The 15,045-nt window shown below is 65.8% G+C and carries 13 protein-coding genes; 3 read left to right on the top strand and 10 right to left on the bottom strand.

The features are described from left to right. Window positions 1-110: 110 nt before the first annotated feature. Window positions 111-1,088 (bottom strand): Bug family tripartite tricarboxylate transporter substrate binding protein, encoded by a 978-nt coding sequence (locus tag AC1ROX_RS30885; RefSeq protein ID WP_493132665.1) that lies wholly within the window; start codon window positions 1,086-1,088, stop codon window positions 111-113. A 158-nt stretch (window positions 1,089-1,246) separates the two neighbouring features. Here AC1ROX_RS30885 and AC1ROX_RS30880 point away from each other — a divergent pair, with 158 nt between their 5' ends. Both AC1ROX_RS30880 and AC1ROX_RS30875 read left to right on the top strand, forming a co-directional pair. Continuing rightward, on the top strand, window positions 1,247-2,503 hold the full coding sequence (locus AC1ROX_RS30880) for an MFS transporter (protein WP_493132664.1): 1,257 nt from the start codon (window positions 1,247-1,249) through the stop codon (window positions 2,501-2,503). Window positions 2,504-2,517: 14 nt separating this feature from the next. Further along, window positions 2,518-3,648, top strand: a complete 1,131-nt coding sequence (locus tag AC1ROX_RS30875; protein WP_493132662.1) for a homoserine O-acetyltransferase family protein — start codon at window positions 2,518-2,520, stop codon at window positions 3,646-3,648. Window positions 3,649-3,651: 3 nt separating this feature from the next. On the opposite strand, the gene AC1ROX_RS30870 is transcribed toward AC1ROX_RS30875, so the two are convergent. Both AC1ROX_RS30870 and AC1ROX_RS30865 read right to left on the bottom strand, forming a co-directional pair. Further along, a complete protein-coding gene (locus tag AC1ROX_RS30870; protein WP_493132660.1) occupies window positions 3,652-4,536 on the bottom strand; it encodes a TauD/TfdA dioxygenase family protein in 885 nt (294 codons plus the stop codon). Between the two features lie 16 nt (window positions 4,537-4,552). Then, window positions 4,553-5,533: a Bug family tripartite tricarboxylate transporter substrate binding protein gene (locus tag AC1ROX_RS30865; RefSeq protein ID WP_493132658.1), complete on the bottom strand. Its 981-nt coding sequence runs from the start codon at window positions 5,531-5,533 to the stop codon at window positions 4,553-4,555. Between the two features lie 101 nt (window positions 5,534-5,634). On the opposite strand from AC1ROX_RS30865, the gene AC1ROX_RS30860 reads away from it, so the two are divergent. Next, complete coding sequence (locus AC1ROX_RS30860) at window positions 5,635-6,534, top strand: LysR family transcriptional regulator (protein ID WP_493132656.1); 900 nt, start codon at window positions 5,635-5,637, stop codon at window positions 6,532-6,534. Here AC1ROX_RS30860 and AC1ROX_RS30855 read toward each other — a convergent pair. The 7 genes from AC1ROX_RS30855 to AC1ROX_RS30825 are packed head-to-tail and all read right to left on the bottom strand — an operon-like array spanning window position 6,520 to window position 14,999. Continuing rightward, window positions 6,520-8,823 carry a hypothetical protein gene (locus tag AC1ROX_RS30855; RefSeq protein WP_493132654.1) on the bottom strand — a complete coding sequence of 768 codons (2,304 nt, stop codon included), beginning with the start codon at window positions 8,821-8,823 and terminating at the stop codon, window positions 6,520-6,522. The two genes, AC1ROX_RS30860 and AC1ROX_RS30855, sit on opposite strands and share 15 nt — an antisense overlap. Further along, on the bottom strand, window positions 8,810-10,000 hold the full coding sequence (locus AC1ROX_RS30850; protein ID WP_493132652.1) for a DUF3142 domain-containing protein: 1,191 nt from the start codon (window positions 9,998-10,000) through the stop codon (window positions 8,810-8,812). The genes AC1ROX_RS30855 and AC1ROX_RS30850 overlap by 14 nt, the downstream gene beginning before the upstream one ends. Before the next feature lie 38 nt (window positions 10,001-10,038). Beyond that, a complete protein-coding gene (locus AC1ROX_RS30845; protein ID WP_493132650.1) occupies window positions 10,039-10,893 on the bottom strand; it encodes a carbohydrate ABC transporter permease in 855 nt (284 codons plus the stop codon). After that, window positions 10,890-11,768: a carbohydrate ABC transporter permease gene (locus AC1ROX_RS30840; protein WP_493132648.1), complete on the bottom strand. Its 879-nt coding sequence runs from the start codon at window positions 11,766-11,768 to the stop codon at window positions 10,890-10,892. The genes AC1ROX_RS30845 and AC1ROX_RS30840 overlap by 4 nt, the downstream gene beginning before the upstream one ends. 36 nt (window positions 11,769-11,804) lie before the next feature. Then, window positions 11,805-13,172 (bottom strand): ABC transporter substrate-binding protein, encoded by a 1,368-nt coding sequence (locus AC1ROX_RS30835; protein WP_493132646.1) that lies wholly within the window; start codon window positions 13,170-13,172, stop codon window positions 11,805-11,807. 40 nt (window positions 13,173-13,212) lie between these two features. Next, window positions 13,213-14,022: an alpha/beta fold hydrolase gene (locus AC1ROX_RS30830; protein WP_493132644.1), complete on the bottom strand. Its 810-nt coding sequence runs from the start codon at window positions 14,020-14,022 to the stop codon at window positions 13,213-13,215. A gap of 2 nt (window positions 14,023-14,024) precedes the next feature. Further along, window positions 14,025-14,999: a Bug family tripartite tricarboxylate transporter substrate binding protein gene (locus AC1ROX_RS30825; RefSeq protein WP_493132642.1), complete on the bottom strand. Its 975-nt coding sequence runs from the start codon at window positions 14,997-14,999 to the stop codon at window positions 14,025-14,027. Window positions 15,000-15,045 lie beyond the last annotated feature (46 nt).

The raw sequence follows: 15,045 nt of genomic DNA, 5'->3' as shown, positions 1-15,045 counted from the left end.
TGACCGGCAGTCTCGTGGGCTCGGAGATGGGTAGAAGAGACAGCTCCAGTTGCGCTCATACCTTGTCTACCGAGCTTGAGCGCAACTGGAGTTGCGCGCTCCTATGAACCTCACTCGATTTTGATGTTCGCGGCCTTCACGACTTTGCGCCATGCCTCGATCTCGCTCTTGGTGAACTCCATCAGCCCCTCGGGCGTGGTGAAGCTCGGCGCGCCGCCCATGTTCTCGAGCTTGGCCAGGATCTCGGGCGACGTGCCGGCGGCGATGATGTCCTTGTTGAGCTTGACGATGATGTCGCGCGGCGTGCCCTTGGGCGCATAGAAGGCCGACCAGGTGGTGAAGATCAGCTCCGGCATGCCGGCCTGCGGGGCGCTCGGCACGCCGGGCAGCGCCGAATAAGGCTCGGCCTGCGTCACGGCCAGCGCATCGGCCCAGCCCGAGGCCAGGATCATCTTGGCGCTGCCGGTGTCGCAGATCATAAAGGTGATGATGCCGTTGTTCAGGTCGGGCGCGGCCTGCTGGTTGTTCTTGTAGGACACGGAGACGGCGTCGATGCCGGCCTGCATGCGATAGAGTTCACCAGCGACGCGGGCCGAGATCGCGCCCGATCCGAAATTGTGCTTGCCGGGCTCGGCTTTGAGTTTGGCCGTCAGCTCGGCGAGCGTCTTCACGCCGAGCTTCTTGGTGACCAGAACCGCCATCGGCACCAGGCTCATGCGCGTGATCGGCTCGAAGTCGGCGATCGGATCGTAGGGCAGCTTGTCGTAGAGCACCGGGTTGCCGGCATGCGTCATCGACGAGGTGGCGAGCAGCGTGTAGCCGTCGGGCTTGGCATTCTTCACGAACTCGGCCGCGATGATGCCGTTGCCGCCACCCTTGTTGTCGACCAGCACCGGCTGGCCCCACATCTGCGACAGCTTGTCGGCGATCACGCGCATCGTCGTGTCGGTCGAGGCGCCCGGCGGAAACGGCACCACGAGGGTGACGCGGCCCGTCGGAAAATTCTGCGCCCGAACTCCTCCAGTCGCCACGAGGCTTGCCGCTCCGGCCAGCATTGCGCGCCGGCCGGTCTTGATGATCCCGGTCATTCGTTTCACTCCCTTTTGCATGGAGTATGGCGCGGCCACCGTTCCTTGACGAGCCATCGGCGCTCACGTCAGATGCGCGAAAGCTCGATGGCAACGGGCGAGTTGGGAGTAACGCTTACGTGACTGTCCAGGATCGGCCCCTCAAGGGGGCTTGGGGCATGACCGCCCTGCTTTTCCTCTTCATGCTGATCAACTTTGCCGACAAGGTCGTCGTGGGCTTGGCCGCCGTTCCGCTCATGCGGGATCTCGGCCTGACGCCCGAGCAGTTCGGCGATATCGGCTCGGCGTTCTTCCTGCTCTTTGCGGTCTCGGCGATCGTCGTCGGCTTCATCTCCAACCGTGTGAAGACCAAGCACACGCTGCTCGTCATGGCGATCATCTGGTCAATCGTGCAGTTCCCGATGCTGGGCATGATGAGCCTGGAGACGCTGATCATCTGCCGCATTGTCCTGGGCGCGGGCGAAGGACCGGCCGGGCCCGTCGCGACGCATGCGATCTACAAATGGTTTCCCGACTCGCTGCGCGGATTGCCGACGGCCGTCATCGCCCAGGGATCGGCCTTCGGCGTCATCATCGCCGTTCCCCTGCTCAACTGGATCATCGACACCTACTCGTGGCACTGGGCATTCGGCGCGCTGGGCATCGCGGGGCTGGCCTGGGCCGTCCTGTGGCTGATCTTCGGCCGCGAAGGCACCCTCGTCGACCCACCGGTCAGCACCACTAGCAGCAGCACCGAGCGCGTGCCCTATCGCTACCTGCTCACCTGCCCCACCATTCTCGCCGCCTGCGCCGCCGGCTTCGCCAGCTACTGGGGCCTGGCGCTCGGCCTCACCTGGTTCACCTCGTACCTGGTCGCGGGCCTCGGCTTCAGCCAGAAACTTGGCGGCAACCTCACCATACTGCCCTGGATTTTCGGCGCCTTCATCGTGCTGGCGGGCGGCTACGTTTCCCAGAGACTGAAGAAGAAGGGCGTATCCAGCCGGGTCTGCCGCGGCATCCTGCCGTGTCTCACGATCATCGCCGGCGGCTGCGTTCTCCCCTTCGTGGGCTCCATGCCGGAGCCCGGTCTCAAGATCGCCTTCCTGGTGTTCGGCACCGCTTTCGGCAGCACGATCTATGTCGTCCTGCCGATGATCATCAGCGAGCTCACGCCGCACCCCCAGCGCGCCGCGATGCTGGCGATCACGACATCGGTCGTGACCTTCGCCGGCATCCTCGCGCCCCGGATCATGGGATCGATGATCCAGAACGCCTCGACACCCCTTGCCGGCTACGAACAGGGCTATGTCATCCTCGGCATGCTGCTGCTCGCCGGCGGCCTCATCGGCCTGCTCTTCATCAACCCCGAGAGGGATCGCAAACGGCTGGCCGCGCACGCCGTGTCCGCTTTGCCGCTCCAGCCCGCGCGCGCCTGAAACAGGAGGAAACGATGACTTCGTCAATGTCTCGCCGTCCGCTGCTTGCCGCCCTCGCCGTTGCGCCCTTCGTTGCTGCCACGGGCGCCTCCGCCCAGGGAGAACTCGTGAACATCGAAAAGAAGACCTTCACCATGAAGGAGTTCCGCCTCGAGAGCGGGACCGTCATGCCCGACGTCAGAATCGCCTACGAGACCTACGGCACCCTGGCGCCTGACGGTCGCAACGCGGTGCTGCTGACGCACGGCTACACGTCGAGCCAGCACATGGCCGGCCGCGTCGGCGCCAACGGTGCGGAAGGCTCGTGGGACGGGCTGGTCGGACCGGGCAAGGCGATCGACACGAACAAGCTGTTCGTCGTCTCGTCCAACATGCTGGGCTCGTCCTACGGCTCGACCAATCCGGCGCAGGTCAATCCCAAGACCGGCAAGCCCTACGGTCCCGATTTCCCAACCATCACGATGGTCGACATCGTGAACGCGCAGAAGGCGCTGCTCGACAGTCTCGGCGTGAAGCACCTCGTGGCGGTCGCCGGTCCGTCGTTCGGCGGCTACCAGACCTTCCAATGGGGCGTGACCTATCCCGACTTCATGGATGGGCTCGTGGCTGTCGTGAGCGCGCCCAAGGGCTCGGGCGGCGAGGCCTCGGTCAAGGCGTTGATCGACGTGCTGGCCAAGGATCCGAACTGGAACGGCGGTCACTACTATGAGAATGGCGGCATCACCAAGGTGCTGACCGACATGCGCGTGGCGACCCTGAAGCGCTATGGCATCGACGAGCAGCTCGCCGCGCAGTTCCCCGACAAGGCGGCCCGCGAGGCCGAGATCGTGAAGCGGGCCGAGAGCTGGTCCAAGGTGTTCGACGGCAACTCGCTGGTCGTACTGCGACGCGCCAGCGTGAACTTCGACGCCGAGAAGGACATGCCGAAGATCAAGGCCAAGGTGCTCTACGTGATCTCGCGCACCGACAAGCTCTTCCCGCCCTCGATCGCCCCGGGCGTGATGGAAAAGCTGAAAGCCGCCGGCGTCACCGCCGACTATTTCGAGATCGACAGCGAACTCGGCCACTCCGCCTCGGGCCTCGACGCCGCCAAGTGGGCGCCACGGCTGAAGGCTTTCATGGCGACCCTGCCGCAGGGCGCCTGATCCCTAGAAGGGACGGTCGCCCTTCACGGTCACGCGATGGCCGCTGCGGGTGTGGGGCCAGTAGTCCCACATGGCGCGGTGCTGGGCGCAGCGATTGTCCCAGAAGGCGATCGAATTTTCGCGCCAGCGGAAGCGGCACTGGAAAAGCGGGTTCTCCATGTGCTGGTAGAGATAGCGCAGGATCGCATCGCCCTCGTCGCGCGGCACGCCGAGCAGGCGGCTGGTGAAGCCGGAATTGACATAAAGGCACTTGCGACCGGTCACCGGATGGGTGCGCACGACCGGGTGCTCGGCATGCGGATACTCGGCCTTGTCGGCCACGCCGATCGGCTTGAACAGGCCGCGATAGACCGGCTCGCCGTCGTGCAGGGCGATCATGCCGTCGAGATAGGCCTTCATGCGGTCCGACAGCGCGTCGTAGGCTGCGTACATGTTGGCGAACAGCGTGTCGCCACCGCGCGGCGGGCAGGTCTTGATGTGCAGGATGGAGCCCATCGGCGGCTCGACCTCGCAGCTCACGTCGGTATGCCAGCCCTCACCGTTGGCGCGCGGGCTGTTCTTGTCGGAATGGATGATCATCATCTCCGGCGTGCCCGGATCGTGCGGCGCGGCGGGATGGACATGCAGGTCGCCGAACAGGCGGCCGAACGACATGTGCTGCTCGGGCGTCAGAACCTGGTCGCGGAAGAAGATGACCAGGTTCTCCGCCAGGGCGCGGTGGATCTCGTCCTGCTGGCGATTGGAGAGCGGCTTGCTGAGATCGACGCCGCCCAGCTCCGCGCCGATGATCGGCGTCAGCTTGTCGACGGTGATCGTCTCGTAGGGCGCGCTTTCGTCCGCATTGTAACGGATGCGCGGGCCGGCATTGGCGTTCAGTGAACCTGTCATGGCTGTCTCCGTTGCCCTATTCGTCGAGGGTGATCTTGTTTTCCTGGATCAGCTTCGACCAGACCTCGCCTTCGGCAGAGACGAACTGGTTGAACTGTTCCGGGGTCCAGTCCTTGAGGACGAGCCCAAGCTGGGTCGAGCGTTCGATGACGCTGTCGAGCTTGGCGGCCTTCCTCATGGCGGCGTTGAGCTTGTCGATGATGTCCTTCGGTGTACCAGCCGGCGCGAACATCCCGAACCAGGCATCGAGGACGAAACTGGGCAATCCCGCTTCCGCCGTCGTGGGAATCTCCGGGAAAGCCGGATGGCGGGCGCTGCTCGCCAAAGCGAGCGCCTTCACGTTTCCATTGCGGATATGGGCCGCGACGGAGGGCGGGCTCATCACCGCCAGTTCGACCTGACCGGCCACGATGTCGGCGCTGACCGGCCCCGCACCCTTGTACGGGATGTGGGTGAGGTCGATGCCGGCGGCCTTGTTGAGCATGACGCCGCCGATATGGGCGACCGATCCCGGCCCGAAGGACGCATAGTTCAGCTTGCCGGGATTGGCCTTCGCGTAGGCGATGAAGTCCTTGAGATTGTCGACCGGCACCTTCTTGGCGATCACGATAACCTGCGGCGCGATCGCTCCCATCGCGACGCCGGTGAGATCCTTCGGCGACCAGTTCAGGTTCTTGATCATCGCCGGGTTGGCCGAGTGATAGGAGCAATACTGCATCAGCAGCGTGTAGCCGTCCGGCTTGGCCTTTGCGACGAGCGCCGTGGCGATGTTGCCGTTCCCGCCGCCCTTGTTGTCGATGACGATCTGCTGACCGAATTCCCTGGAGAGGTGATCGGCGAACATGCGGGCGACGATGTCGGTGCCACCCCCCGCCGGGGCGGACACGACGAGCGTGATGGGCCGGTCGGGATAGGCACCCTGCGCCCGGGAACCCGCAGTGGCGACAAGGGAGCCCGCGGCGGCGGATCCGAGTGCTAGGAGGTGGCGGCGCTTCATCCCGTTGGCCCTTTTCTGGTGGATTGACGCAGCGCTAGCACCGATCCACCTTATGCATAAAGTGCATAGTTTGCAGATAAATTGCTGAGGGATTTGCAGGAATGGACAAGCGGCTGCTGGAGTCCTTTCTCGCCGTCTATCGGTCGGGCTCGCTGGTCGAGGCTGCGGAACGCCTGAACATTTCGCAATCGGCCCTGTCGCGCCGCATCTCGGAATTCCAGAGCCGGCTGGGTCTGGCGCTGTTCGAGCCGTCCGGCCGCGGCATGGCCGCGACCAGCGAGGCGCACGAGCTGTTGCCGCTCGCGTCGGCGGCGCTGGAAGGCATCGCCAAACTGGAGGCGGCCGCACGCGCCAACAGCGAACAGCCGGCTGTCCACATCACCGTCGCGGCGACCGCCCATACGATCGAGACCGTCGTGGCGCCCGGTATCGCGGGCTTTGTCCAGACCAAGCCGAACATCCGCATCGGCGTCGTCGAGGCGAACGGCGTCGAGATCGAGAACCTGGTGCTGAGCGGCGGAGCCTCGATGGGCATCACCGGACGCCCGCGCTACGACACAGGCCTCGTCGACCATCAGATTGTACGCTTGGACATTCTGGCGGCCTCGCCCAAGCCGTTCAGCACCGGCGAGCGCCGCAACGGCATCGACCTCCGCGCGCTGTGCGAGCGCGAGCTCCTGGTGCTGGATCGCGGGTATCAGTCGCGCCTGACCCTGGACGCGGCGCTGCGGCTGCTGTCGCTGTCCCCCAGCATCCGCCATGAAGGCGGCTCGGGAACGGTGATCCTGGCGCTGGCACGGGCCGGCCTCGGCACGGCCGTCATTCCGGCGACCACGCGCACCGATCTTCACACCGCGAAGATCATCGCCAACGGCGTCGTCCTCGGCATGGACCTGGCCGCGATCTGGGACCCGGCGCTACGCTGGCGCGCCGAGGTCGAGCAGTTCGCCGAGTCGCTCAGGACCTCTCTCTCGCCACGCAACCGTTCACGACGCGGCTGATGCGCGGCGCGACCGGACCAACCTGACGGCGCCCACCAGCACCAGCAAGGAAGCGACCGCGCCCAGTCCCAGGATCACGGCATGGCGTCTCGCCGAGTCGACCACCTGCCCCGACCACGCCGCGATCCGTCGCGGCCAGAAGGTGCGCGCCGCCTCGAAGTCGGGCTCGGGACAGGTGACACCGAAACTCTTGGCCCAGGGCTGGTAGGCCCCGGTCGCGATGTAGCGGCGATAGATCCTGTCGGCACGGGGCTGGTCGTAGCCGGAGATCGCGAACTTCGTCGCCCAGCACAGCGCGGCGGCATAGGCCTGCGATCGCTCCGGCAACAGGTCGGCAGCTGCGACCGCATGGTCGGACGCGATCAGCCGGTAGTGGAACCGGACATCGGGTTTCGGCGCGCTTGAGGCGAAGCGACGCTCCTCGTCCGGTCCCAGCAGGGACGCGCTGTCGTAGGGACTGGGCGTGCCTTCCTCTGGCGAACGCTGCCGGTCGGGCACCGGGCTGGTTTGTCCGACGCCGGAGCTGAACGAACCGCCCAGCGCCGCCTCGTCCGGCGGGCCTTCGGTGCCCATGATCTCCAGGCCGCGCTTGCGGGCCAGCGTCGCCGCCGTGAACAGGGCTTCAGCGCGGGAGACGTTCTGCCAAGGCCAGGTCGCCGGCCGCGCCCCCTTGATCGCGTCCTCATAGGCCCGCGCATCGACGGAAGGCGGTGGCGAGTCCGGCGCCATTTCCGTGGGCGTCGTCGAGAAGTAAGGCTGCGCCTCCTGGAGCCGGCCATCCCGCACCAGTCGCCGCGCCAGCAGGTCTCGCAGGGCAGCGATCGGCTTGTTGACGATCCAGTGGTTCTCGTCGGGCTTTGCCGGCTTGTCCTCATCCGTACGCGGCAATCCGTCGACGAAGGCCTTGAGCTCGTCCGTGGTCAGCACGCGCTCGGCGATGTAGGTGACATCGCCCCAATAGGTGCGGGCGACCGGAAACAACAACCGCAGCGAGTCGCCGTAGCGGCCCTCGCTCACGGTCATCACGCTCGTCTCGCCCCGCAGCCGGATTTCCGAGGCGTCATCGAGTTTTGCGGCATTGCCGCCGACCGTCGCATTGAGGGCCGCGGTCCAGTCGCGCACCGCCGCCGCGCGATCGTTGCGCCGAAGCGCCAGCTTGGCGCGCACCCAGAGACCGAGCGGACGCTCCGTCGTCGCCGTCAGCTTTTCGGCGACGTCGTAACGCGCCGCCTGATAGGCCAGGGCCGCCAGCCGATCGAGATCGTCTCCGGCGGCGGGGTTGGGCTGGGTGAGAACGGCATCGATCACCGCCATGACGGCCGGGTCCTTCGGGCCGGCGACGCCATCGTCGTAGATCGACTGGCCGTCGCGCGCGACCACATAGGCGACCAGCAACTGCCGCACCAGCGGATCGGGAACGGCGCGGGCGAGCGCGTGGCCGTCGCCTGCGAGAAGGCCGGCCACTTCACGCAAGGACAGCAGCGCGACCTTCGAGCCGTAGGCCGACTGCTCGACGTAGAGACGCACGGCGCGCCCGATCAGCGTCGTGACTTTCGCCTCATCGAGATCCGACGCCGGAACATTCCACGGAACATCCAGGAGGCCCACTTCGACGAGGTCGATCCTCGCCTCCTCGCCAAGACTCGCGACCGCCAGGCCCATCGGATCGGGCGCACCGGCCTGCACACGGGCACGCACGGCCTGGAAAGACTTGCGCGCCGCATCGAGCTCGCCGTCGAGCTGCTGGATGCGGCCCAGCATGTAAGCCGCCGCGACCGTCCGGATCCGTCGCTGCGCCGGCGACAGGCGGTCGATGGCCTCGAAATAGTCGGTCGCCACGTCCAGGCGGCCGGCGTGGAACTCGATTGCGCCGGCGATATAGTCCAGCACGGCAACGGGAAGCCCCTCACCCGCGATCAACGCCTCCTTGCCGTTCTCCGCCCGGCGCGCGGCCTCCAGCTTCGCGAGCAACCTGTCGGTCGAAAGTCTTGTCCCGGCCGGAAGGATCGAGGTCCACGCGCCCGACCTTGCTTCCTCGCGTTCGGCAACGACGACTTCCGGCTCCGGGTTGGGGCTGTAGGTTTCCTCCGCCTCCACCGCCACGAGCTTGTCGGCGGGCGCGGGCGCCAGACGCTTGATCTCGAAAGCGAAGCTGAGGCCGACCGGCTCGCTCACCGTGTCGGCGCGGTCGTCGAAGAGTTGCCAGGGAAAGTTGGGGCCGCAGGCAAGGGCGACGCCGATGCTGGCGACGATCGCGAGGGCGAAGAAGCCAAACCTAGTTGACGACATTCAATTGCCTTTCGGGTTGCACGCAGCGGGCCCATCCGATGGTGCGTTTGGTCTGCGCGCGAAGCCGGCCGTTGCCGTTGCTCTCCAACGCGCAATGATCGGCGGCCAACCTGAATCCGTTCGCGCCGTCGGCCGCCTGGCAGGCCGGATCGAGGCGAACCCGCGCCGGCAGTTGCGCGTCCGTCGCACCGTCATTGGACAGGACCACGGTCCACAGATCCGGCTGCTCGGCCGGGACGAGAGCGGCGCTCACTCTTGCAGGCGAGAGCCGGTCGGTGACGACCGCGCGCCATGTCTCGAGGCTCCAGGCGCGGGTATCGGCCTCGGTCGGCAACCGGAACCAGACGACGCCGATCAACCCTGCCGGCGCGGACCTCTGCAACGCATGCAGGAGACCGAGTACCGACTCGGGCCGGGCATTCAGCAGTTCGCCGCCCGGCCCCACCAGCAGCGTCACTTCGCTTTCGACACTGGCCAGACGACCGTTGCTGCGCCACGTCACGCGCACGTCGTAGGCCGGCAGCGCCACCCGGAACGGCCGGCCGATCCGGCGGCCGAAGTCCCGGACCCAGCGCTCGGCCTGGTCGGGATCGAACAGGCCGCGACGCGGATCGTCGACGGCATGGACCTGCAACACCACTTCGTTCAGGTCGGCCGCGAGACTTCCCAAGGCGGAGGACGACAGCCAGGTCGGCAGCGCCGTGATCGACAGCGCGATCGACGCCGGAATCCGCGCGCGCAGGGCGGCGAGAAACTTCGCATAGGTCGCCAGCTTGGAGGTCGGGCAGTCATAGTCGATCTCGAGGCCCGTGATCGACTGCAGGGTCTTCGGTGCGGACACCGTCGCGACGACGCGATCGAGCAGCGCCGTCATGCGATCTTCATCGAGGCGACCGTCGATCCGGATCACGCCGACCACGGGACGGCCGGTCGCGAGAACCTCGTTCCAGGGCACAGAGACCGTCGTCCAGCGGCCGGAGCGGTCGCCCTCGGCCAGGAGAATGCGCCAGCTTCGCACGATGTCGGCGGATTGCGCGGCGGCGGCGGTCACGGCGGGCGTCCAGACGCGCTGCCAGACATAGGCGTCGTGCGGCAGCTTCTCGGCTGTCGTGCGGATCGCCGAAGTCGATGCCGACAAACCCACCAGACACAGCAACAGTGCCGCCCATAAACGCATCGGACCCTACGCGAGGCGTGCCGCCTCAGGGCATCATTTTAGCCCTTTACGGCGCCGGCCGTCAGCCCCGACGACATGTAGCGACGGAAGGCGTAGTAGATCGCCGCCGGCGGCAGCGCGTAGAGGAAACCCGCCGTCATCAGCAGTTCCCACGGCGAATCGTCGGCCGAGAGGAAGTTGCCCAGCGCCACCGGCAGGGTGATCGCCGTGTTCTTCGACAGCAGCAGGAACGCGTAGAGATATTCGTTCCACGCCAGCAGCAGCGCATAGGTGCCGACGGCGATCAGCGACGGCACCATCAGCGGCAGATAGATCATGCGGAAAAGCTGGAACGGCGAGGCACCGTCGATCATCGCCGCCTCGTCGAGCTCGACCGGCAGCTTGTCGGAGGCCTGGCGCAGGATCCAGATCGCATAGGGCGAGGCGATGGTCGCCATGGCCAGCACGAGCGCCCAGTCGTTGTTCAGCAGCCCGTACATGCCCATGGTCTTGTACATGGGCACCGCGAGGAACGCGGCCGGGATGAAATAGGTCAGCAGCGCCAGGTTCATCACCAGGCGGCCGCCCTTCATGCGCAGCCGGCTGATCGCGAAAGCCGCGGCCGTCGCCACGAACAGCGTGATCGCCGCCGTGCCGATCGAGATGACCAGCGAGTTGAACATCTGCAGCCAGAAGTGATTGAGGAAATGGTGCTTCTGGCCCAGCACCATCTCGAAGTTGCGCAGTGTCGGATTGGTCGGCCAGAGCTGGCCCGAGAAGGCCGCGTCCTTGGGCGAAATCGCGAACAGGAACATGTGGTAGATCGGAATCAGCGTCCACAGCAGCACCGGGATGCCGATCAGCAGCAGCCCGGTCTCGAAGCCGATATTGCGGAGCAGCCGGCGCGGGCTCATCGCGAAAGACGCTTCATCATGAAATAGACCAGCGGCAGGATCAGCGGCAGCGCGCAGACGATCGATGCCATTGCGAGCCCGACCTGGTCGAGCCGCAGGTAGCGGATGCCGAGTGTCGCCAGCACATGCGTGAGGTCCGCCGGTCCGCCGCCGGTCAGCAGGTAGACGCTGTTGAAGTCGCCGACCGTGAAGATCATCGAGAGCAGGGTGCAGGTGACGTAGAGCGTGCTCATCGACGGCCAGGTGATGTAGCGGAAGCGGTGCCAGGCGCCGGCACCGTCGACCGAGGCGGCCTCATAGAGTTCGCCGGGAATGGCCAGGCGGCCGGCCAGCAGGATCAGCGTCCAGAAAGGCAGCGACTTCCAGATGTGCACCAGCATGGAGAGCGTGAGCGCCAGCGCCGGATCGTTCAGCCAGTTCGGCCCGTCCTCGGCGGTCAGGCTGAAGATGAGCTGGTTGATGACGCCCCACTCCGGATTGAGCATGAAGCGCACCGACAGGATGGTCGGGATCGACGGCACCGCCCAGGGCAGCACGAACAGCACGGCCAGCACCTTCACCCACCAGCGCTTCTGCGTGAAGAAGCCGGAGAGGAACAGCGCCAGCGCCATCTTCACGTTGATGGCGACGACCAGGAAAATGAACGTGTTGATGACGGTCCGCAGGAAGATCGGATCGGCCGCCAGCTCGACATAGAGCTGCGGGCTGCGCGCCAGCCAGAAGCTGTAGCCCACCGGGAACAGCACGAAGCCGATGAAGATCGCGATGTAGGGCGCGACGAACAGCAGGCTCCAGGCCTGCCGTTCCGACAGGCCGAAGCCGGCCCACCGGGATTTCTCCCGGCGGGCCGTCGTGTCGATCGTGGTCGCCGTCATACGCGTACTCGCGAAAGCAGGCTTACGAGTGCAGGCCTACTTGGCCACTTCCTTGATGCGGGCGATCAGTTCGTCGACGGCCTTCTCGACCGAGACCTTTTCGCTGACCACGCGGTTCATCGCCTTGGCCCACACATTCTCGTTGTTGAGGATGGTGAACTTGTAGTTCTTGGTGAACTCGAACGGCAGCGTGCCGGCCTTGAACTGGTCGTAGACCGCCTTGCGATGCTTGTCGGCCTGCCAGAACGGGCTCTCCTGGCTGGCCTTGGTCACCGGGAACCAGCGGCCGAGCGCGCCCTCGACATAGGGGCGGAGATTCTCTTCCTCGAGCAGGAACTTCAGGAACTCGCGCGCCCGCGGCTTGTTCTTGGAGTCCTGGAAGATCACGCCGACCTTCACTGCCGTGCGATAGACCATTTGGGTGCCGTCGGGCTTCTTGGGGAAGCCAGCCGTCGCGATCAGCTCGTCATAGGCCTTGCGGCCGGCGGCGCGCTGCTCGGGCGTGAGCTGCTCATTGTTGGCGTCGTCCAGCCACTTGGCGGCGATCGAGATCGTGTAGTTGTGCGTCATGATCGTCGTGCGATTGTGGAAGGCGACGTTGTTGTCGGGATCCTTCCAGGTCGTCGACGAGGGCGGCGTGCAGCCCTTGGTGTAGATGTCGGTATAGTCGCGCAGCGCGGCGATCAGGCCCTCGCGCACCTTCGGATCGTCGACCAGCAGCTTGCCGGAATCGTCGACCAGCTTGACGTTGTAGGCGTCGACCCAGCTCAGGAACGACTGGAACGAGTCGGTCGACTCGACGCCCATCGGGCTGCCGATGCCGTAGACGCGGCTGCTGGTCGCCTTGCGATAGGCCGGCTGGACCTTGTCGCACCAGAAGGACCAGTATTCCTTCCAGGTGCCGGGAATGTCGTTCTCCTTGAAGCCGGCCGTCGCCAGCATGTCCTTCCAGTACTGGATGTGCAGCGTCTGCTGCTTCAGCACGAACCCGTAGAAGGCCTTCTTCTTGGCCTTGTCGTTGTAGAGATAGGCCGTCTCGATGGTGACCGGCGCGAAGCGGTCCTTCATCGGCTCGATGACGTCGGAGATGTCCTCGAGCTTGCCGTCGTAGGCCCACTTGCCCGCGACCTGGACGTCGTAGGTGTCGGAATAGGCGATGTCCGGCGGCGAGCCCGAATCGAGGGCGGCGACCGTCTTGGGGATCATGTCCTGCACGGCGTACTGCGACAGGTCGACCTTCACGCCGGTCTTGGCCTCGAACTTCTTGATGGCGGCGAACAGCGCATCGTCCTCGGACTTGTAGAAGCCCTTCACCCACCAGACGGTGAGCTTCTCCTGGGCGAAGCCCGGAACGGCCGAAAAGGCGATCGCCAGCGCCGCGGCGCCAGCCAGAATCCGTCTCATTGTTTCCCTCGTTTTTTTAATTTGTCTGACAACTCGATTATCAGTCCGCTCTGCGGGAGTCGAGAAAAGACCGTAAAGCCTGTGCGCATTGCACAGCGTGCGAGAATGGCAGGCCATGACGTGACCGCCCGAAGACATTCAACTGGGCATTGGGCAACCCCTTCAGGAGGTCGGCGACCACGCCAACCGGGATGAAGGGACTGCCGTCGGGGTGCAGCAGCAGGGTCGGACACTTTATGTCTGCGAGCCGCGGCGTCAGGTCGGTGCCGATCAGCACACCGAGCGCATTCAGGATCGAGGCGCGCGACCATTTCTCCTGCTCCGCCGCGAACCAGGCGAGGCGCTGGGGCGACAACGCCCCGTCGTGGAAACGGTCGCGCAGGAAGGCATCGGACCAGCCCTTCGAGCCGCCTTCATCCAGTTGCCGACGCCACGCATCGGCGCGCTGGATCGAGGCGCCGAGATGGGCGCCGTTGCTGACGGTCAGGGTCGCGATCCTCTCGGGGCGCGCCAGGACCGCCGCCATCGCCACCGTCCCGCCGATCGATTCGCCCACCAGATGAAAGCGCGCCAGGCCTGCGGCATCGGCCACGGCGAACAGGTCGTCGACCAGCAGGTCGAGCGACCATTGGAAATCCTCCGCCGGGATGTTCGAGCGGCCGTAGCCACGCATGTCGAAGGTGACGGACCGGTAGGCGTCGGCCAGCGCCGGTTGCCACCCGGCCCAGAGCCCGGCGCTGGCGCCGATCCCGTGATGGAACAGGATCGGCAGGCGCGGCGGCCGCCACGGCGCCACTTGATCCACGACGTCGTAGTGAAGCAGTCCGTGCGCGGTACGGGCGACAGGCATGATCAGTCGGCGCGCATGCCTGCGGCCTCGATGACCTCCTGCCACTTCTTGCGATCGGCCATGATCGTCGCCTTGAATTCGGCCGGCGAACCGATGACCGAATCCATGCCATTCTCCGTAAAGCGCTTCTGCACATCGGGCTTGGCCACGGCGGCCCGCAGCGCCTTGTTCCAGAAATCCACCAGGTCGGCCGGCAGCCCCTTGGAGCCGAACACGCCGAACCAGTTCACGACCTCGAAGCCCGGCAGGAACTTCGAGATCAGCGGCAGGTTGGGGAAGAGCGGCGAGGGCTTGGGCGAGCCGAAGGCGACCGGGATCAATCCGCCGCCGTTAATCTGGCCCAGGAACTCCGGCATGTTGCCGAACATCATGTCGCAATTGCCCGAGATCATGTCCTGGATGGCGGGCGCGCCGCCGCGATAGGGCACGTGCAGGATGTTGATGCCAGCCATCTTCTTGAAGAGCTCGGCGGCGAGATGCTGCGACGTGCCGTTGCCTGCCGAGGCATAGGTGAGCTTGCCCGGATTGGCCTTCGCGAAGTCGATGATCTCCGGAATCGTCCGGTATTTCATATGCTTGCCGACGACCAGGATGTTGGTGACGCCCGCGATGTTGGCGATCGGCGTCAGGTCGGTGTCGACATTGATGGGGAGCTTCTGCCCCGGCATCACGGGGCCGACGCAGAGCGCGGCCATCGCGGCGAGGCCGATCGTGCGGCCATCCGGCGGTGCGAGCGCCACCGCCTCGTTGGCGATGAAGCCGCTGGCGCCGGTCTTGGTGTCGACGATCACCTTCTGCCCGACCTCCGGGCTCACGGCCTCGGCCACGATCCGGCACAGGAGATCGGCCGTACCGCCCGGCGCGAAGCCGCAGAGAAAGCGCACGTCGCCGCTGATCTTCTGCGCCAGCGCCGGCCACCCGGCCAGAGAGCCGACCAATGCCGCCGCGCCCGCAGTCGCGAATGTTCTACGTTGCATCTTTTGTTTCCTCCCTGTGTTGCAAAAAGCCTAGCATACTTCTCGC

This window comes from Reyranella sp. GW821-FHT14A01, assembly GCF_058803965.1.
Note: the sequence above shows the minus strand (reverse complement) of the source record. Positions and strands in the feature narration are given on the sequence as shown.

Coding starts and splice junctions, on each gene's coding strand:
- AC1ROX_RS30885 (WP_493132665.1), bottom strand. CDS start 1,088: ATGACCGGGATCATCAAGACCGGCCGGCGCGCAATGCTGGCCGGAGCG.
- AC1ROX_RS30880 (WP_493132664.1), top strand. CDS start 1,247: ATGACCGCCCTGCTTTTCCTCTTCATGCTGATCAACTTTGCCGACAAG.
- AC1ROX_RS30875 (WP_493132662.1), top strand. CDS start 2,518: ATGACTTCGTCAATGTCTCGCCGTCCGCTGCTTGCCGCCCTCGCCGTT.
- AC1ROX_RS30870 (WP_493132660.1), bottom strand. CDS start 4,536: ATGACAGGTTCACTGAACGCCAATGCCGGCCCGCGCATCCGTTACAAT.
- AC1ROX_RS30865 (WP_493132658.1), bottom strand. CDS start 5,533: ATGAAGCGCCGCCACCTCCTAGCACTCGGATCCGCCGCCGCGGGCTCC.
- AC1ROX_RS30860 (WP_493132656.1), top strand. CDS start 5,635: ATGGACAAGCGGCTGCTGGAGTCCTTTCTCGCCGTCTATCGGTCGGGC.
- AC1ROX_RS30855 (WP_493132654.1), bottom strand. CDS start 8,823: ATGTCGTCAACTAGGTTTGGCTTCTTCGCCCTCGCGATCGTCGCCAGC.
- AC1ROX_RS30850 (WP_493132652.1), bottom strand. CDS start 10,000: ATGCGTTTATGGGCGGCACTGTTGCTGTGTCTGGTGGGTTTGTCGGCA.
- AC1ROX_RS30845 (WP_493132650.1), bottom strand. CDS start 10,893: ATGAGCCCGCGCCGGCTGCTCCGCAATATCGGCTTCGAGACCGGGCTG.
- AC1ROX_RS30840 (WP_493132648.1), bottom strand. CDS start 11,768: ATGACGGCGACCACGATCGACACGACGGCCCGCCGGGAGAAATCCCGG.
- AC1ROX_RS30835 (WP_493132646.1), bottom strand. CDS start 13,172: ATGAGACGGATTCTGGCTGGCGCCGCGGCGCTGGCGATCGCCTTTTCG.
- AC1ROX_RS30830 (WP_493132644.1), bottom strand. CDS start 14,022: ATGCCTGTCGCCCGTACCGCGCACGGACTGCTTCACTACGACGTCGTG.
- AC1ROX_RS30825 (WP_493132642.1), bottom strand. CDS start 14,999: ATGCAACGTAGAACATTCGCGACTGCGGGCGCGGCGGCATTGGTCGGC.